The 16,546-nt window shown below is 64.4% G+C and carries 20 protein-coding genes; 10 read left to right on the forward strand and 10 right to left on the reverse strand.

The window, feature by feature from the left end; all coding sequences use genetic code 11:
* Positions 1–67: 67 nt before the first annotated feature.
* The gene (locus LQT98_RS09845) at positions 68–835 is read left to right on the forward strand and encodes a substrate-binding periplasmic protein (protein ID WP_231462179.1); all 768 of its coding nucleotides are present in this window, start codon (positions 68–70) and stop codon (positions 833–835) included.
* 355 nt (positions 836–1,190) lie between these two features.
* On the forward strand, positions 1,191–1,406 hold the full coding sequence (locus LQT98_RS09850; protein WP_048410124.1) for a YdcH family protein: 216 nt from the start codon (positions 1,191–1,193) through the stop codon (positions 1,404–1,406).
* A gap of 62 nt (positions 1,407–1,468) precedes the next feature.
* Here the strand turns inward: LQT98_RS09850 and LQT98_RS09855 are convergent, their stop codons facing one another.
* On the reverse strand, positions 1,469–1,762 hold the full coding sequence (locus LQT98_RS09855; protein ID WP_048410179.1) for a hypothetical protein: 294 nt from the start codon (positions 1,760–1,762) through the stop codon (positions 1,469–1,471).
* A gap of 148 nt (positions 1,763–1,910) precedes the next feature.
* Positions 1,911–3,140: an alanine racemase gene (gene alr, locus LQT98_RS09860; RefSeq protein WP_231462180.1), complete on the reverse strand. Its 1,230-nt coding sequence runs from the start codon at positions 3,138–3,140 to the stop codon at positions 1,911–1,913.
* Positions 3,141–3,369: 229 nt separating this feature from the next.
* On the opposite strand from alr, the gene LQT98_RS09865 reads away from it, so the two are divergent.
* Positions 3,370–4,281: a hypothetical protein gene (locus LQT98_RS09865; protein WP_231462181.1), complete on the forward strand. Its 912-nt coding sequence runs from the start codon at positions 3,370–3,372 to the stop codon at positions 4,279–4,281.
* A gap of 6 nt (positions 4,282–4,287) precedes the next feature.
* On the opposite strand, the gene LQT98_RS09870 is transcribed toward LQT98_RS09865, so the two are convergent.
* Positions 4,288–4,743, reverse strand: coding sequence for a hypothetical protein (locus tag LQT98_RS09870; protein ID WP_156183865.1), 456 nt, complete (start codon positions 4,741–4,743; stop codon positions 4,288–4,290).
* Positions 4,744–4,977: 234 nt separating this feature from the next.
* Complete coding sequence (locus LQT98_RS09875) at positions 4,978–5,238, reverse strand: hypothetical protein (RefSeq protein WP_156183864.1); 261 nt, start codon at positions 5,236–5,238, stop codon at positions 4,978–4,980.
* Between the two features lie 390 nt (positions 5,239–5,628).
* Here LQT98_RS09875 and ompR point away from each other — a divergent pair, with 390 nt between their 5' ends.
* The gene (gene ompR / locus LQT98_RS09880; RefSeq protein WP_048410122.1) at positions 5,629–6,354 is read left to right on the forward strand and encodes an osmolarity response regulator transcription factor OmpR; all 726 of its coding nucleotides are present in this window, start codon (positions 5,629–5,631) and stop codon (positions 6,352–6,354) included.
* A 3-nt stretch (positions 6,355–6,357) separates the two neighbouring features.
* Complete coding sequence (locus LQT98_RS09885; RefSeq protein ID WP_231462182.1) at positions 6,358–7,662, forward strand: ATP-binding protein; 1,305 nt, start codon at positions 6,358–6,360, stop codon at positions 7,660–7,662.
* 38 nt (positions 7,663–7,700) lie between these two features.
* On the opposite strand, the gene LQT98_RS09890 is transcribed toward LQT98_RS09885, so the two are convergent.
* Positions 7,701–8,120 (reverse strand): hypothetical protein, encoded by a 420-nt coding sequence (locus LQT98_RS09890; RefSeq protein ID WP_231462183.1) that lies wholly within the window; start codon positions 8,118–8,120, stop codon positions 7,701–7,703.
* A gap of 96 nt (positions 8,121–8,216) precedes the next feature.
* On the opposite strand from LQT98_RS09890, the gene LQT98_RS09895 reads away from it, so the two are divergent.
* The gene (locus tag LQT98_RS09895) at positions 8,217–9,071 is read left to right on the forward strand and encodes a LysR family transcriptional regulator (RefSeq protein WP_231462184.1); all 855 of its coding nucleotides are present in this window, start codon (positions 8,217–8,219) and stop codon (positions 9,069–9,071) included.
* Here LQT98_RS09895 and LQT98_RS24040 read toward each other — a convergent pair.
* The 5 genes from LQT98_RS24040 to waaC form a co-directional block, all read right to left on the reverse strand.
* Positions 9,068–9,937, reverse strand: a complete 870-nt coding sequence (locus tag LQT98_RS24040) for a methylated-DNA--[protein]-cysteine S-methyltransferase (protein ID WP_048410118.1) — start codon at positions 9,935–9,937, stop codon at positions 9,068–9,070. The two genes, LQT98_RS09895 and LQT98_RS24040, sit on opposite strands and share 4 nt — an antisense overlap.
* A gap of 105 nt (positions 9,938–10,042) precedes the next feature.
* The gene (locus LQT98_RS09910) at positions 10,043–10,645 is read right to left on the reverse strand and encodes a CBS domain-containing protein (RefSeq protein ID WP_048410117.1); all 603 of its coding nucleotides are present in this window, start codon (positions 10,643–10,645) and stop codon (positions 10,043–10,045) included.
* Positions 10,646–10,692: 47 nt separating this feature from the next.
* Complete coding sequence (locus tag LQT98_RS09915) at positions 10,693–10,920, reverse strand: hypothetical protein (RefSeq protein WP_156183863.1); 228 nt, start codon at positions 10,918–10,920, stop codon at positions 10,693–10,695.
* Positions 10,917–12,200, reverse strand: a complete 1,284-nt coding sequence (waaA, locus tag LQT98_RS09920; protein WP_231462185.1) for a lipid IV(A) 3-deoxy-D-manno-octulosonic acid transferase — start codon at positions 12,198–12,200, stop codon at positions 10,917–10,919. Before waaA ends, LQT98_RS09915 begins: the two co-directional genes overlap by 4 nt.
* Positions 12,197–13,159, reverse strand: a complete 963-nt coding sequence (gene waaC, locus LQT98_RS09925) for a lipopolysaccharide heptosyltransferase I (protein WP_331282543.1) — start codon at positions 13,157–13,159, stop codon at positions 12,197–12,199. The genes waaA and waaC overlap by 4 nt, the downstream gene beginning before the upstream one ends.
* Positions 13,160–13,614: 455 nt before the next feature.
* Between waaC and LQT98_RS09930 the strand changes: the two genes are divergently transcribed.
* The 4 genes from LQT98_RS09930 to LQT98_RS09945 all read left to right on the forward strand — a co-directional run bounded on the left by LQT98_RS09930 (position 13,615) and on the right by LQT98_RS09945 (position 16,462).
* Positions 13,615–14,424, forward strand: coding sequence for a glycosyltransferase family 2 protein (locus LQT98_RS09930; RefSeq protein WP_231462186.1), 810 nt, complete (start codon positions 13,615–13,617; stop codon positions 14,422–14,424).
* 85 nt (positions 14,425–14,509) lie between these two features.
* The gene (locus LQT98_RS09935; protein ID WP_231462187.1) at positions 14,510–14,941 is read left to right on the forward strand and encodes a GNAT family N-acetyltransferase; all 432 of its coding nucleotides are present in this window, start codon (positions 14,510–14,512) and stop codon (positions 14,939–14,941) included.
* The gene (locus LQT98_RS09940) at positions 14,922–15,959 is read left to right on the forward strand and encodes a S66 family peptidase (protein ID WP_231462188.1); all 1,038 of its coding nucleotides are present in this window, start codon (positions 14,922–14,924) and stop codon (positions 15,957–15,959) included. The genes LQT98_RS09935 and LQT98_RS09940 overlap by 20 nt, the downstream gene beginning before the upstream one ends.
* Positions 15,956–16,462 (forward strand): GNAT family N-acetyltransferase, encoded by a 507-nt coding sequence (locus LQT98_RS09945; RefSeq protein WP_231462189.1) that lies wholly within the window; start codon positions 15,956–15,958, stop codon positions 16,460–16,462. Before LQT98_RS09940 ends, LQT98_RS09945 begins: the two co-directional genes overlap by 4 nt.
* Positions 16,463–16,546 lie beyond the last annotated feature (84 nt).

Below are 16,546 nucleotides of genomic sequence, written 5' to 3' on the forward strand. Positions count from 1 at the left end.
GCTATAAAGAAGCAAACCGGCGCGCCCAGCGGCGCGCGCCACCGAAACCAGACGAACACGCTAACGCATGGCCTTCCCGCCCATCCACCTCGCCCGACACGCCTTGCTGGCGCTGCTGCTTGGCGCGCTCAGCGCCCATCCCGCCGCCCAGCCCACGCTACGGGTGGCGCTGGGCGAGACCAAGCTGCCCTATGTCGACGCCGAACAAGGCAAGGGCGTGGAATACGATATCGTCACCCAGGCCTTGAGCCTGGCCGGCTATCAGCCGCAAGTGCGCTTCGCCCCCAATCTGCGCGCCCACAACTGGCTGGCCAGCGGCCAGGTCGACGCAGCCATCGCCAACGGCGGCGGCCATGTTTCCGATCCCTACATCGTTTATCAGAACATGGCGATCACGCTGTGCCGGCGTCACATCCACCTACGGCGGCTGGACGATCTGACCCGTTTGCGCGTGGCCGCGTTTCAAGGCGCCCATCTTTACCTGGGCGCGGACTTCGCCGCGCTGGCACCGCAAATCCCGTCCTATCGCGAAGAATCGCCGCAAGCCACCCTCAACCGCCTGCTGCTCAGCGGCCGCGCCGACGTGGCTATTTCCGACGTCAACATCTTCCAGCAGTTGAGCAACGAGCTGCGGCATGAGCTCGACATCAGCCCCACGCTCTGTCCCTACGCATTGTTCACTCCCACCCATTACCGGCTGGCATTCCGCAACGCTCAGGACCGCGACCGCTTCAATCGCGGCCTGCGCCGCTTCGCCGCCGACGGCGGCTATGAAAAATTGGCCGAGCGCTACCAATTGCCCACCCGACGCGGGCGTCCCTGGTTCAAGCCCTAAGAACCTGTTCAAAGTCTGCTGCGTTCGTGAAACGTCACACGGTGAGTACCAGCTCAAAATGCTCATGTACCAGGTGTACATCCCGCTTTTTCGCTCGTTTTCGCCTTGTCTCGCTCTTGCTCGCGAGACTTTGAACAGGCTCCAACGGCCGGCTGGCATGTTCCCGGCAAGCCAAAGGACCGGCGTCTGCCCTGGATCAAACCGGCCGGCCAAACCCCGGTGTTAGCATGACTAAGACGTATCCGCCCGTTGACGACGGCAACTTGCTTTTTCACGCCAGGCTGTTACGGTGTGCCTAGGCTCCGGCCCGCGTCGTCAGCCGCTCCAAAGTATCCACCCGCTCAAGGAGTTGCCCATGTTTCCCGAATACCGCGAACTGATCAGCAAGCTGAAAACCGAAGACGAGCACTTCACCCGCCTGTTCAACAAGCACAACGACCTGGATCAGAAAATCAAGAATATGGAAGCGCGCATCGAGCCTTCCGTCGATTTCGAAATCGAAACCCTGAAAAAGGAAAAGCTGAAGCTGAAGGATGAGCTGTACATCATCCTGAAACGGGCCGCCGGCTGAAACGGCCGCCGGCAACGATAAAGCCCGCCGTCAGGCGGGCTTTTGCGTGGCGGCGGATCAGATCACACCTTGGGACTGTCCTTTTCCAACTCCGCCAGGATCGCGTCCGGCTCCTGGGTGATTTCCAGCACCTTGCGGATGCGGTTGAACGCCACGCAGGCATCGGCCGGATACTTGCCGAACGGGGTCAGCCCGCCATGGCCCCAGCCCGCGGCGGCCAGCACATCCTTGCGGAATTGCGAACCGTCGGCGCTGCCGCCGGCGATCTGCTGCAAGGCCCGGTCGATCAGAATATGCGGAAACGGATTGCGGGACAGCGTGGTGAAATGCTCTGGGCGAACTTCGTCGAACTGCATGGCGCACTCCTGATGCGGGAACATGATTCATCTAAGTCCAAACCAAGACGATTCGCCAGCAGACTGTGAAGACTCACACGCCGTCGCCACGAATAGCGACGGCGCGGCCCGGTTAACGCTCGCGCTCGCGCGCGAGCTTGAACCAGTGTTAGCGGTTCACCAGCACTTTGGGATTGGAATTGCCCCACACCGTGTAGAGGTCGGCCAGCAAGGCGCCATTGATGTCCTCCAGCTCGGCGGCGCCGATCTCGGCCTTGCCCTGCTTGCCGAACAGCACCACCTCGTCGCCGATCTTGGCGCCCGGCACCTCGGTCACATCCACCATCAGCGTGTTCATCGACACCTTGCCCACCACCGGCACGCGCTGGCCGTTGATCAGCACATGCGCCTTATTGGTGAAGGCGCGGCGGTAGCCATCGGAATAGCCGACCGGAATATTGGCCAGCAAGGATTCGCGCTTCAGGGTGTAAGTGCGGTCATAGCCGACGGTATTGCCGGCCGGATAGCGGTTCACCGCCGCCACTCGCGATTTGAACGCCATCACGCGCTGGTATTCGGTGTGGCTGGGTACGGTGTCGCCGAAGATGGCGCCGCCCGGACGCACCATGTCCAGATGCGCTTCCGGCACTTCCAGCGTGGCGAAGCTATTGGCGCAATGCAGGGTGATCTTGCTGCGGTCCAGGCCGCCGGCCTTGATCAGCCAGGCGCTTTCCTGCTTGAAAGCCGCCAGGCCTTTTTGCACATCGGCCTTATCCTCCACCGGGAAGTGGGTCATGATGCCCACCACTTGCAGATTGGGCAGCTTGAGCATGGCCAGCGCATCCGCGCGGCCCTGCTTGCTGGCCAGCTCCACGCCGTTGCGGCTGATGCCGGCGGAATTGATGGCCAGATGAATCTGCAGGGTCTTGCCCTCGCGCTTGGCCAAAGCCGACAACTGGCGCGCCAGTTCCAGATTGCCCACCAGCTCCTGCATATCGTATTGCAGGCCATCGGCGATTTCCTGCTGGGTGGCGCTACGCACGCGCGCCACCACGCCCTTGTAGCCGCTGGCGCGCGCTACCCGGGCTTCTTCATTGCTGGCGATGCCGACGCAGGGAATGCCCTGGGCAATGATGGACGGCATCACATTGGCGATGCCGTGGCCGTAGGCGTCGGCCTTCAGAATCGCGCACACCTTGGTGTTGGAGCCGACCAGGCGCTTGAGTTCGGCCAGGTTGTGATCCAGCGCCGCCTTATCGATTTCCAGCCAGGCATTGCTGCGCGCGGCTTCCACGGTGGAGCCGCTGTTGGCGGCGGTCAGCGGCGGCGCCGCCATGGTCAGCGCGGGCGCCAACGCCAGACCCAAAGCCATGGCCAACAGAGTTTTCTTGAATTGCATAATGTCCCCCGAGAGTAAGTGCCGCTTGCCGACAAGGCCGTTCGGCATCCGGAGGATGATAGGAGGCTGATATATTCATGTCGATATGAATATTTACTAGTAGTCCTTGTTTTGCATGGCCGCTTGACGCCGCGCAAACCCGGCGGCGCCAGGCCGGACTTGCGCGCCGGAGCGCCGCTATCCATCATGGAACAGCGCGGTGTCGCGCTGATCACGACCGGGGCGGGCAATGCGGCAATACCTGAAGTTTCGGCGCTTGGCCGCTTGCTGGCTAAGCGCGCTGGCTCTACTTGGCGGCTGGCAGCCGACGGCGCGAGCCGCCGTGATGGTGTATACCGGCCATGCGCCGGAAAGCGTGGACGACGAGCGCTACGATTACCACTGGGCGGTGCTGCGCGCCGCGCTGGACGCCACCCGGCCGCAATGGGGCGATTACAAGCTGCGCTTCGCGCCGCGCATGAACGAGGCGCGCCAGCTGCAGGAGCTGGGCCAGCCGCGCGGACGGCTCAATGTGCTGATACGCGAAACCAACCGCGACTACGAGCGCCGCTACCTGCCGGTGCGGATTCCGATAGACCGCGGCCTGCTCGGCTACCGCGTGCTGCTGATCCGCGCCGCGCGGCAGCCGGAGTTCGCCAAGGTGACGACGCTGGCGGAACTGCGCCGCTTCAGCATCATCCAGGGCGAGGGCTGGGGCGATATCGCCGTGCTGCGGCGCGCCGGCCTGAAAGTGGAAACCGACTCCAGCTACGATGGACTGTTCCGCATGCTGGACCGCGGCCTGGGCGACGCGTTCTCGCGCGGGGTGACCGAGGTGGAGCGGGAAATTCGCGACTACCGGCCGCAATACCGGCAACTGGCGCTGGAGCGGGAATTACTGCTCTACTACCCGCTGCCCACTTACTTCTGGTTTGGCCGCGACGCCGACGGCCAGCGGCTGGCGCGGCGCGCCGAGCAGGGCATGAGGCTGCTGCTGCGCAACGGCGAATTCCAGCGCCTGTTCCAGGCCTACCACGCCGGCCTGATCCAGCGGCTGGATCTGAAGCACCGCCGGCTGATCCGCATCGACAACCCCTTCCTGCCGCCGGACACGCCGTTCGCCGACGCCAGCCTGTGGTTCGACCCGACCGCGGCCAAATAACAGCGCTCATTCCCCCTGCAAGGCTTTGCGCACGCACAGGCGCTGGGCGATTTCGCGGTCGGCGCATTTGAGTTCGGCTTCGGCGCGGGCGCGGCAACGCGCCGGGTTGGCCGCGCGCGCGCAATCCGGCGGCGGCAGACGCTCGTTGATGCACAAGCGGCGCGCCTTGCCTTCCAACCCGCCGCAGGAACTGTGCGCGGCGCGTAGCGCCTCGCAGCGCTTGGCGTCGCGCTCGCGCAGACAACTCAAGGCCGGCGTGTAAAACTGCAGGCAGGCATGCCGTCCGTCGGCGGGCAGATCATTGCAGGACACATTGCCCTGGCGGTTCAGTTCGCAGCGCTGCGGCGCGGTGGCTCGGCTGCAATCCGCTTCCGCCGCCGCCACGCCGCCGGCCAGCCAGCAAAGCGCCAGCCCCCATCCCCAGGCGCGCCGCAACGCGCCGTATCCCCTATTGTTTTTCAAGGCATGCCCCTTGCGCATGGCCGGTTATCGCTCCGCTCAACAGCTGGGCGCAGCATGACGCTGCGCGCTATCGGCCCAGCGGACGGCCAGCCAGGATCAAGGCGGCGGCGCCCAATCTCGGCGCTGGCCTGTCCTGCGATGAATGATTTGAATTGGAATGAAACCGGCTGGCGTTCTCTGTTCAAAGCTTATCAACAGAAACCCCGCTTCGCCAGCGCCGGCTTGGCCGCGCGGCTATTCAGAGCCGTGTTTGCGGCGGTCGCGCCAGAAATGGGGTTTGCCGCGTTCCGGCGGCGGAGGCGGCGGCGCGGCGCCATCCGGATTGGAACGCCAATAAGACGGCGGCGGCTGCCGGTGCATCAGCTCCGGCGGCAAATCGCCGTCCTGCACCGCTTCGCGCAGGCGCAGATTGCGCAGGCGCCGCAATTCTCTGCAGTCGACGTCAGGCGGCGCCTGGCAGCGCCGTGCCGGCGGCGGCTCCATGTCCGGTGGCATGGGGCCGCGTTCCTTCCCTCGCGCCAGGGCCGGCGCGCCGGCAAGCGCTTGCAGCAAGGCAAAGATGAGAAGAATCGGCAGCCGCGTCATGAAAGCTGTTTTATCCTGTCGAAAGTACTGGAAAAAGGGCCACGGTTCCAAGATCCGGGCCGGCGAGGGCGGACAGCATACACCATGCGCCACCGATGCCAAAGGCATCGCCTAGCGACCAAACCGCCGGTAGGCCTCATTAGGCAGCCTAGACTCGCGGCATGAGGCAGACATGAGCGACAATCGCTGATTTGTTAAGGTGTGTGATCGCCGGAACCGGCTTAACATATCTTCATCAGGCGCGCTGCCGCAGCCCGGGACCAGCCGCTAAGCTGACACTCCGCTCCGAGGAAAAATCGCATGGAACACAATAAGATCCTGGTCGTCGACGACGATGCCAAACTGCGCGAACTACTTACCCGCTATCTGAGCCAGCAAGGCTACGCGGTGGAAGCGCTGCCGGACTCCAAGGACCTGGACCGCAAGCTGGCGCGCAATCGTCCGGACCTGATGGTGCTGGACGTGATGATGCCGGGCGAGGACGGCCTGGCGGTGGTGCGCCGGCTGCGCGCCCAGGGCGAAACCATTCCGGTGATCATGCTCACCGCGCGCGGCGAGGACATCGACCGCATCCTCGGCCTGGAAATGGGCGCCGACGACTACCTGCCCAAGCCGTTCAATCCGCGCGAGCTCACCGCCCGCATCCAGTCGGTGCTGCGCCGCCACCACGCCACGCCGGCGCTGGGCGCGCGCCACGACGCCGACGAAGAAGTGAACTTCGGCGAGTTCGTGCTCAATCTGGGCCAGCGCGAGCTGCGCAAGGCCGGCCAGCCGGTGACGCTGACCAGCGCGGAATTCGCGGTGCTGTCGGTGCTGGTCAGCCATCCGCGCCGGCCGCTGACGCGCGAGCAATTGATGGAAATGGCGCTGGGCAAGGGCAATGGCGAATCGCTGGACCGCAGCATAGACGTGCATATCTCCCGGCTGCGCAAGGCGCTGGAAAGCGGGGACAGCCAGCTGCGCTTCATCCAGACGGTATGGGGCTACGGCTATGTGTTCGTGCCGGACGGCACGCCGCGGGAGTAAGCCGTGCGCAAGCTGACCGGCTCGCTGTTCTTCCGGCTGGCGGTACTGGTGGTGCTGGTGGTGCTGACCACGCAGTTCGTCACCTTGTGGATGGCCGCCGGCGAGCGCCACAAGCTCTTGGACAAGCAGCTGTACTCGCAGACCGTGGACACCCTGGCCTTCCTGGAAGGCACCATGGAGGCGATGACCAATACCGAGCGCGCCGAATTCCTGGCCGGCTACAACCGGCCCGGCCTGCCGCGCCTGCTGCCCATCAACGCCGACCAGGGCGTCAACTTCACCGACTATGTGCCGCGGCTGGGCGAAACCTTGGCGCAGCGGCTGTCGCACGGCCTCAACGAGCCGATCGAGGTGCGCTACGCCCAGATCGACGACCGCCGCGAGTTGTGGGTCAATGTGCACGTGCTGGACCAGGCCTACTGGCTGGTGCTGCCCTTCGGCCGCTACAGCGACCGCTCGATCAACACCATCATCCAGGCGGCCTTGCTGGCGTCCATCGTCGCCAGCCTGCTGGCCTTCGCCGTCGCCTGGCGCGTGGCGCGGCCCATCAGCCGCGTGGTGCTGGCCAGCCGCGAACTGGCCGCCGGCACCATGCCGGCGGCGGTGCCGGAGGACGGCCCGCGCGAGGTGAAAGTGCTGGCGCACAACTTCAACCTGATGGCCCAGGCGCTGGACAATGCCGCGCGCGAGCGCCGGCTGATGCTGGCCGGCCTGTCCCACGATCTGCGCACGCCGCTGACCCGGCTCAAGCTGACGCTGGAACTACAGCAGGACAGCCCGGACCAGCACGATATGCTGGCCGACATCGACGAGTTGTCGCAGATCGTGCGCCAGTTCATCGATTTCGCCCGCGCCGAGGAAACCACTCGGCTGGAGCCGGTGGCGCTGGCCGATCTCGCCGCCAGCGTGGTGTCGCGCTTCGCCCGAGAAGGCATGCAGGTCAGCCTGCGCCGGCTGGCCGAACCCGAGCTGCTGGCCGACGGCCTGGCGCTGGAACGCCTGCTGTCCAATCTATTGGAAAACGCGCGCCGCTACGGCGCGCCGCCGGTGGAAGTCAGCGTGGAACAAGATGAAAGCGGCGCCGTGCTCAGCGTGCTGGACCACGGCAAGGGCATTCCGACCGAATTGCGCGAAACCGCGCTGGCGCCGTTCGAACGGCTGGCCGAACACCGCGGCACCGACGGCGGCAGCGGCCTCGGTCTCGCCATTGTCAGCCGCGTGGTCAAGCAACACCGCGGCCGGCTGGAGTTCTGCGATCAGGCCGACGGCTTCAAGCTGGCGGTGCACTTGCCGCTGAACGCCGCTTGATAACGCGGCCCGAGCGTCGCCCATCTCCCGGGCGGCGCTCAGCGGAAGCGCAGCATCATCCACAATCCGCCCATGCTCAAGGCCATGCCGCCCAATTTGCCCAGCGAGGGCTGCTCGCGAAACAGCAGATAACCCAGCGGCAGCAGCACCAAGGCGGTCAACACATTGGAGCTGAGCGCCGCATAGCCCAGATTCCAGCCGGCGCGGTAGGCCAGCAGAAAACCCAGTTCAATGCCGACTATGCCCGCCGCTACCCCCAGGCTGCTCCAATTCAACGCGCCCAGGCCGCGTTGGCCGCCGGCCGGCAGCCACCACATGCCCAGCAGGCACACCAGCATCGCCGCGCCATAGCTGACCGCCAGCGAGAAGAAGGGATCCGCCCCCGCCGGCACCTGCTTGATCGACAGGTGATAGACGATGGAGCCGACGACAGCCAATAGCAAAGCGGCGATAAACATGGTGAGAGCCTCGTTCAGGATATTGGCCCTCAGCCTAAACATTTCAGTCAGTTATAGGTAGACTGAAATTTCGTGGCATTGTTATAAGAAAACATTATGACCGATGATCTGGACACCACCTTGCTGCGCGCGCTGATCGCGGTGGCGCGCCACGGCAGCATCAACCGCGCCGCCGCCGCGCTGGGCCGCACCCAGCCGGCCTTGAGCCTGCAATTGCGCAAGCTGGAACAGCATTGCGGCCAGGTGCTGTTGCAGCGCTCGCCGCGCGGCGTCAGCCTGAACGCGGCGGGGCGACAACTGCTGCCCTACGCCGAACGCATCATCGGCCTGACCGAGCAAATGCGGCCGACGACGGCGCCCACCGCCGCGCGGCGCTGCCGAGTGGGCCTGATCGAGGATGTGATCAGCCGCCACCTGCCGCAGGTGCTGGCGGACTTCGCCGCCACCCAGCCACAATGGCAGCTGGAGGTGCGAGTGGCGCTGGAGCGGGAACTCAGCCCGGCTTTTCGCCAGGGAGAACTGGATTTGCTGATCGTCAATCCGCGCCAATGCGGGTTGGAGCAAACGCCGAGCTGGGTGCTGGAATACCCATTGCAATGGCTGGCGCGCGACGGCGTCAAACCGGAAGCGGAGATCATGCCCCTGGTGATGTTCGCCGCGCCCTGCAGCTGGCGCGACGCGATGCTGCGCGCCTTGCATCAAGTCGACCAGCCTTATCGCATCGTCTTCGAAAGCAGCAGCCAGCTGGCGGTGCAGGCGGCGCTGGAAGCGGGCCTGGGCGTGGGCGCGCTGTTTCCCGACGCCATTTCCGAACGGCTGCTGCCCTTGCCGGAACACTGCCTGCCGCCGCTGCCGGCGGTGCCGCTGGCGCTTTACCGCCAGCGCGGCGACGACGGGCTGGAATTGTTGTCCCGGCTGTTCTTCCGCGCGCTGGGCCAGTTCGCCGTCTAGGCTGGCTGCAGGCCGGCCAGCACCGCGCTTTCCCAGCCTATCAACTCCACTTTGCGTTCCGGCCCCCAGCGGTATTCGCCCAACACGCCCTCGGCGCGGATCACCCGATGGCAGGGAATCAGCCAGGCCACCGGATTGGCGCCCACCGCGCTGCCCACCGCGCGCGCGGCGCGTGGCCGCCCCAGCGCCGCGGCGATCTGGCCATAGCTGGCAAAAGCGCCGTAGGGAATCGACAATAGCGCGCGCCAGACCTGGATCTGAAAATTGCTGCCTTGCACCCGCAAGGCCAGCGGCGTCTGGCCATCGGCCTGCAAGGGTTCGAACATCGCGGCGGCCACCGCCGCGCCGCCGCCCGGGCGGTGCTTGAGCGCCGCATTCGGCCAGCGCTGGCGCAGCCAGGCGGCTGCTTCCATCTCATCGGCGACGAATTGCGCCGCGCACACGCCGCGCGCGGTGCGCGCCACCAGCACCGGGCCGAAACGGCTGGCTTCCACGCTCCACTCCATGTCCAGGCCGGCGCCGCCGTTGCGGTATTCGCCCGGCGTCATCGCCTCCAGCGTCACGAACAGATCATGCAGCCGGCTGCCGCCGGACAAGCCCAGTTCGTGGGACAGCGACAGCACGCCCTGGCCATCCTTGAGCCGCGCCTTGGCCGCCTCGCAGGTCAGTTGCTGCAAAAAACGCTTGGGACTGACACCGGCCCAACGGGTGAACAAGCGCTGCAACCGCGATTCCGACAAATGCAGCGCGCCGGCCAGCTCCGCCAGCTCCGGCTGGCGGTCGGCATGGACCACCAGATAACGGATGGCGTCGCGGATGCGACCGTAGTCGCGGTCGTCCTCGACCCAATCGCTGTGTTGTCGCATGGCGGGCTCCTCGTCTCTATCACAGGCCCAGCATAAGCAAATCGGGCCGCCGCAGCGACCCGATTCTTGCCGATTTTCGCGCCGGAGCCGGCGCCGCCCTTGAAGTCATATCGCATGCATTAATGAATATTGAATTTCCGACAAGGCCTGCGGCACGCGGATGAAGGAAAGCGGCATGCCCAGCAGGCGCGCCATATGGGATGTGGAAAACAGGCCGCACAACTCATGGTGGCCGCTGCCCGGATTCAGCTCCACCACCAGCGCGTGCTGACGTCCCATCTGCTTCATCGTCGCCACCATGTGACCGACGCTGGCGTGTTCAATATCCCCCAGGCTCAGCGCCTCCAGCTGCTTGCGCGGCGTCATCACGTCGCCGACGCCGATGTCCGCATAGTGCTTGCCATGCTCCTTCATGCACTGGATCGGCCGCTCGCCCAACAGGTCGGAAGCGGTGATCAGGCCGGTGAATTGCCCGTCGCCATCGTGGACGAACAATAAACGGATGCCGTGGCTGATCATGCGGTCGTGCGCTTCGCGCAGGCTGGCGCCCTGGTGGATGCCCACTGGGTTGACCACGCGCAGATCGGTCATCACTTCCAGCGCCGCGCTGTGCAGCGTGATCGGCGGGTGCGGGCGCTGGTCCAGCCGCACCAGGTCGGTGGTGGGCGGCAAGCTTATCGTGGGCAAAGCACTGTAGTTGGCTGACATGGTAGCTCCTTGTCTGGTCAGACAGCGGAGTCGACGCGGCGGCGCGCTTAGCGCCAGTCATTTCGACCGGTCCGCTCGGGATGTTTTCCGATGGCTTGAGCCGGCAGGGGCATGGCAGGGTTGACGCACGTCCGTCCCGGGCCGGCGGCCTCGGGGAGCCGGCGCGGCGCGCGGCTCTTGTTTGAAGAGTAGAAGACGCCGCGGCGGGCTGCGGCGGCGGAATGATTAATTTTTTCGAGAAGGTTTGCCGTTTTGTAGCGCGCGGCGGCGCTCAAGCCCGGTTCTCGCCGCCTGAAGCGGACAGCTTGCGGCGGAACAACTCCACCATGCGCACGCTGGCGCCGCGATGAGCGGCGCTGAAATCCAGGGCCGCCTGCCGCATCGCCCGGTGGCTATCCCCATCGGCCAGCAATTCCGCCGCCGCGTCCATCAGCTCGGCGGCGCTGCCCACCTGGCGCGCGGCGCCCGCGGCCAGGGCCAAGGCGGCCGCCTGCTTGAAATTGAACACCGAGGGGCCGAACAGCACCGGCACGCCGACGCTGGCCGGCTCGATCAGATTGTGGCAGCCCAGCGGCAGCAGGCTGCCGCCGACGAAGGCGAGATCGGCGCAGGCGAAGTAGGCGAACACCTCGCCCATGCTGTCGCCTATCCAGACTTGGGTGGCCGTGTCCAGCGGGCCGCCGGCGCTGCGGCGCTGCACGCGCAGGCCGCGGTCTTCGGCCAGCCGCGCCACTTCGCCGAAACGCTCGGGATGGCGCGGAATCAACACCAGCAAGGTGTCGCCCAGCCGCTGCTTCGCCGCCAGCCAGGCATCCAGGATCAATGCTTCCTCGCCGTCGCGGGTGCTGGCGCATACCAGCACGCGGCGTTGGCCTATCCAGGCTTTGAAGGTTTCCGCCAATTCCAGCTGCGCCGGCGGCGGTTGGATATCGTATTTGGTATTGCCGCAAACTTCGATATCGCCTGCACCCAATTGACGCAGGCGCTCGCCGTCTTCCGGCGTTTGCGCGGCCACCGCGCGCAGCTTGGCCAGCGCCGGCGCCACCAGGCCCTTGATTTTCAAGTAACCGTGCAGGGATTTTTCCGACAAACGGGCATTGGCAAGGAAAAGCGGAATGTTCTGCTCGGCGGCGGCATGGATCAGGTTAGGCCACAGCTCGGTTTCCATCAACACGCCCAGGCGCGGCCGATAGGCGGCGAGAAAAGCTTGCACCGCCTGGGGATAATCGTAAGGCAGATAGCGGACCTCGGCGTCCGGATACAGCTGCAGCGCGGTGGCGCGCCCGGTAGGCGTCATCTGCGTCATCAATAGCGGTGCGTCCGGCCAGGCCTGGCGCAAGGCGTCCACCACGGGCTGCGCGGCTCGGGTTTCCCCCACCGACACCGCATGGATCCAGATCGCCCCGGTCGCGCGCGGCCGCAGCTGGCTGCCGAAGCGCTCATCCCAATGCTGCAGATAAGCCGGCGCCTTGCGCGCGCGCTTTTTCAGGTAATGACGCACCAGCGGCGTGGCCAGCTGCCAGGCCCAGGAATACAGGCGGCGTTGCCAATTCATGTCCAGTCCTTGCGCGCGAACAGCGCTTGCAGCACCGCGTCCACCGACGGGCACTGACCGATATCGCCCAGATTGGTCGCCCACGGCGTTTCCACCACGCCGGTGGCGGCCGGATGAGTATCGGTGTAGATCGCCACCAGCGGTACGTTCAAGGCATTGGCCAGATGGGTCAAGCCGGTGTCGACGCCGATCACCGCATTGGCGTGGCCGATCAGGCCGGCGGCCTCGGCCAGGCTCATCTTGGGCGCCACCACTGCGGCCGGCATCTGCGCGGCCAGGCGTTCGGCGCGTTCGCGTTCCCGCGGATTGCCCCAGGGCAGCACCATCACCAGGTCATGCTGCAAGGACAGGCGCTTGCCCAATTCCACCCAATGGCTTTCCGGCCACTCCTTGGACGCCTTGCTGGTGGCGTGCAGCAGCACCGCGTAGCGGCCGGACAACACCCAGCCGGGCCGCGCGCCGGCCGGCACGCCGAAACGCGGCTCGCCCTGCGGCTCGTAGCCGAACACGCGCGCGAACAACAGTCGGTTGCGCTCGATCGCCGACAACGCCCAACTCACCTTATGGCGTTTATCGTAAAACAGGCTGGCCAGCGATTCGCGCGCGCTGCCCCAGGCGTAACCGGTCAACGGCGCCTTGGCCCAGCGCGCCGGCAAGGCGCTTTTCAACAAGCCCTGGCTGTCCACCACCAATTCCCAATGAGTCTCACGCAACTGGCGTCGCAATTCGCGGATCTCGCGCCAAGTGGACGGCAGCCACCAGCGTTTGCGCCAGCGCCGCCAGTTCAAGGCGATCACCCGGTCCACCGCCGGGTGCAAACGCGCGATGTCGGCAAAAGCTTCCTCAGCCAGCCAACTGACGCGGAAATTGGGGTAATGCGCTTTCAACTCGGAAATGGCGGGCCAGGTGTGGATAAGGTCGCCCATCGACGAGGTGCGCACGATCAGCACATTCATCATGGCGCGCATTGTACCCGAGCATGGCTGTGGTTAACCAAGTAAAATCCCTGCGACCAGTTTGTGGATAAATGGCTGTGGGTAACTGGCTCGATATTTATCCACATCTTGTGTTGTCGCAGCGCACCCAAACTATCCAAAGGCCATCAACAGGACAAGTTACTGAACCTTTTGATATTTTTCCGTCTTATCCACAGTAATGGCCGCCTATATCAGTTTCATCAATATAAAATTGCGTTAAAGAGTTATTGGTGCTGACAAACTGGTTTCACCTCAAAATTCACGCATGCACAGGGTCATGGGCACAACTGGAATCCAGCTTGTGGACAAGTGGAAACTTCAGCTAGACAGCAAATTTATCCACAGTTGTTCCGTCAGCAACACCTGTGGCAAGCAACAAGATTTCACTATCGGCAAACCAATGAAAACAAAGAAAAAAACATGGTTATCCACAGAAGTTGGCCTACTTCTACCAGTTTCTTCAAATTACATACGGGAAAACATATAACAAGATGCGTGCACGAATCAGCGCGGTGCTAATCACCAAGAATGCGCAAACCTTGCTGGAAAAATGCCTGGACAGCGTGGCTTTCGCCGACGAGATCGTGATTGTGGATTCCGGCAGCAGTGATAGGACATTGGCGATAGCTTCCGCCTATAAGGCCAAAGTTATCCACCAAGATTGGTTGGGATTCGGTCCGCAGAAGCAATTGGCGGTACAAGCCGCCAGCCACGACTGGGTGCTGTGTCTGGACGCCGATGAGTGGTTGTCTCCAGAATTGATAAATGAAATCAAAGCGCTACTGGACAATCCACAAGCGCTGGCTTATCAATTTCCGCGCTGCAACCGTTTCATGGGTCGTTTCCTCAGACATGGCGAAGGTTATCCGGACTGGTCGCTGCGGCTGTTCCATCGCGGACACGCGCGTTGGTCCGACGACCTGGTGCATGAGTACGTGATCGCGGAAACGCCTGTGCACAAGCTGCGTCATGAGCTGATGCATGAGTCCGGCGAAGACATCGCCCTGTATCTGAACAAGCAGAACCGCTATACCAGCTTGCAGGCGGAGCAGCTGTTCCAGCGTGGAAAACATGTGGGCAGCGCCAAACTTATCCTCAGTCCGCTGCTGCGCTTCGTGAAGTTCTACGTTTTCCGCCGTGGTTTTCTCGATGGCATCCCCGGCTTGGTCCACATCGTCATCGGTTGTTTCAACAGCTACATCAAGTATGCAAAGCTGATCGAGCTGCGCCGGCTGACAAACAAATAGCCGGCTTGCCTCCGCTCCGGCCTTGTGCTGACAATGTCATTTCCTAGAAGCAACTGGGCGAAGACAGATGGTGAAAATCAGGACAATGCGGACGGAGGACGCCGCGGCGGTGGCGCGGCTATGCCTGGATCTGGGTTACGAGGCGACGGAGGCGGAGATCCGCGAGCGATTCGCCAGGCTGTCGACCCTGGAAGACAACCAGGCGTGGGTGGCGCTATGGGAAGGGGCCGTGGCCGGCTGGGTGCATTGCCGCGGCGTGCATCAGCTGCAAGGTCCATCAGCGATAGAGATTGTCGGCATCGTGGTCAACCCAACCTGTCAGGGCCAGGGTTTGGGGCGGGGTTTGCTGAGCGCTTGCCAAGACTGGGCGCGGCAACGCGGTTATCAGCGCATTCGGCTGCGTTCCAGCATCCATCGCGTCGAAGCCCACGCCTTCTATCGCCATCTCGGTTATCAACAACTGAAGACCAGCCATAGCTTTGCGCTGGAATTGAGCGATGAAGCAGGCCAGCCTTGAGGTTTATCCACAGGAGCAAGCACCGGTGATGGTTTTCCCCGCGCCATTGCGGCCTGGCGACCGCGTCGCCGTCACCGCTTTTTCCTCAGGAGTGCCGGCGCTGCTGCATCAGCAGCTGGATCTCGCCTTGCAATGCTTGCGCGATCAGGGCTGGCAGGTGGTGGAGGGGGCTTGCCTGCGCGGGGAGTTTCAGGACGCCAGCGCGCCGGCCGCCGAGCGGCTGGCAGAGTTGAATCACTTCCTGTTCGATCCGACGATACGCGCCATCTTGCCGCCCTGGGGCGGGGAGCGCGCGATCGAGCTGCTGGCCGGCATCGACTTCGCCGCGCTGGCGCGGTTGCCGCCGAAATGGCTGGCTGGTATCTCCGATGTTTCCACGCTGGCCGTGCCGCTGACCTTGCTGTCCGGTTGGGCGACGCTGCACGGGCCCAATCTGTTCGATCTGGGCGATCCGCGGCGGGAAGAGGAGAATTCAGCGCTGCTGCATGCGCTGCACCATGGTTTGCCGCCGTCTCAGAGCCGCTACAGCGCGTTTTGGCGCTGGGACGCTCCGGGAGAGCGGTATCCGACCACGCTGCGCGTGTTGGGCGCGCAAACGGCCCTTATGGCCGGCCGACTGATCGGCGGCTGCCTGGACACGCTGAGCCGGCTGCAGGGCAGCCCTTATTTCGATTTGCATGCGTTCAAACGAGAACCGGCGCTGCTGTACCTGGAAAACTGCGAGATGAGGCCGTGCGAGCTGCTGCGCGCCTTGCACGGCCTGCGCCTGTCCGGCGTGCTGGATGGCTTGAGCGGCTTGATCCTGGGACGCAGCAGCGGGCCGGACGTCGCCGACGCCAATGTGCTGACCTACCGGCAGGCGCTGGAAACCGTCTTGAGCGGCCTGCCTTACCCGGTGGTGGTGGATGCCGATATCGGCCATGTGCCGCCGCAATGGACCCTGATGAACGGCGCCTGGGCCGAACTGGAAGTGGACGCGGGCCAGGCGACGCTGCGTTTCGAGAAAGGATGCGCATGAGCTGGCAATACCGTTTGGCTGGCGCGGCGGATGTGGACGCGCTGCGGAAACTGATCATGGAACACGGGCCCAATCCGTGGAACTGGCTGCCGGAGGAGGGCGTGGAGCGGAGCTTGCGCCAGGTGGCGGACGGGGAGGCCTGGGCGGCCTTGTTCGAGCGTGACGGCCTGTTGGGCGGCGCCATCCTGTACCGGATGCACGATGCTTTTCCCCAGCATCGGCCGGCTGGTGTCGCCACGGAAGCCGCCGGCTACATCATGGAAGCGGTGGTGCGCCGCGATCAGGCCGGGCAGGGGTTGGGCAGCCTGCTGCTGGGCCAGGCCTGCGAGGACCTGGCCGCGCGCGGCGCGCGCTGGGTGGTGGCGGACCGCCACGAGGAAAACGCCGCGTCCGGCGGCATGATGCGCAAAGCCGGTTTCGTCGAACTGGCCAGTTTCGACGACGCGGAGCGCCGCGCCAGCGGCAGCCGCCGCAGCACGGTATGCGGACGCTTGCTGGGCTGAGCGCTTAAGAACCTGTTCATAATCTGCTGCGCTGCGGCGATACGGCGTTGAAAACAAGCTCAGTGCTCATGTACCACTTGTACA

The organism is Chromobacterium aquaticum, assembly GCF_021129195.1.
Lineage (GTDB): Bacteria > Pseudomonadota > Gammaproteobacteria > Burkholderiales > Chromobacteriaceae > Chromobacterium > Chromobacterium aquaticum.

Bases quoted from the DNA above. Each gene is read 5' to 3' on its own strand.
- LQT98_RS09845 (WP_231462179.1), top strand. From the start codon at position 68: ATGGCCTTCCCGCCCATCCACCTCGCCCGACACGCCTTGCTGGCGCTG.
- LQT98_RS09850 (WP_048410124.1), top strand. From the start codon at position 1,191: ATGTTTCCCGAATACCGCGAACTGATCAGCAAGCTGAAAACCGAAGAC.
- LQT98_RS09855 (WP_048410179.1), bottom strand. From the start codon at position 1,762: ATGCAGTTCGACGAAGTTCGCCCAGAGCATTTCACCACGCTGTCCCGC.
- alr (WP_231462180.1), bottom strand. From the start codon at position 3,140: ATGCAATTCAAGAAAACTCTGTTGGCCATGGCTTTGGGTCTGGCGTTG.
- LQT98_RS09865 (WP_231462181.1), top strand. From the start codon at position 3,370: ATGCGGCAATACCTGAAGTTTCGGCGCTTGGCCGCTTGCTGGCTAAGC.
- LQT98_RS09875 (WP_156183864.1), bottom strand. From the start codon at position 5,238: ATGCCACCGGACATGGAGCCGCCGCCGGCACGGCGCTGCCAGGCGCCG.
- ompR (WP_048410122.1), top strand. From the start codon at position 5,629: ATGGAACACAATAAGATCCTGGTCGTCGACGACGATGCCAAACTGCGC.
- LQT98_RS09890 (WP_231462183.1), bottom strand. From the start codon at position 8,120: ATGTTTATCGCCGCTTTGCTATTGGCTGTCGTCGGCTCCATCGTCTAT.
- LQT98_RS09895 (WP_231462184.1), top strand. From the start codon at position 8,217: ATGACCGATGATCTGGACACCACCTTGCTGCGCGCGCTGATCGCGGTG.
- LQT98_RS24040 (WP_048410118.1), bottom strand. From the start codon at position 9,937: ATGCGACAACACAGCGATTGGGTCGAGGACGACCGCGACTACGGTCGC.
- LQT98_RS09910 (WP_048410117.1), bottom strand. From the start codon at position 10,645: ATGTCAGCCAACTACAGTGCTTTGCCCACGATAAGCTTGCCGCCCACC.
- waaA (WP_231462185.1), bottom strand. From the start codon at position 12,200: ATGAATTGGCAACGCCGCCTGTATTCCTGGGCCTGGCAGCTGGCCACG.
- waaC (WP_331282543.1), bottom strand. From the start codon at position 13,159: ATGATGAATGTGCTGATCGTGCGCACCTCGTCGATGGGCGACCTTATC.
- LQT98_RS09935 (WP_231462187.1), top strand. From the start codon at position 14,510: ATGCGGACGGAGGACGCCGCGGCGGTGGCGCGGCTATGCCTGGATCTG.
- LQT98_RS09940 (WP_231462188.1), top strand. From the start codon at position 14,922: ATGAAGCAGGCCAGCCTTGAGGTTTATCCACAGGAGCAAGCACCGGTG.
- LQT98_RS09945 (WP_231462189.1), top strand. From the start codon at position 15,956: ATGAGCTGGCAATACCGTTTGGCTGGCGCGGCGGATGTGGACGCGCTG.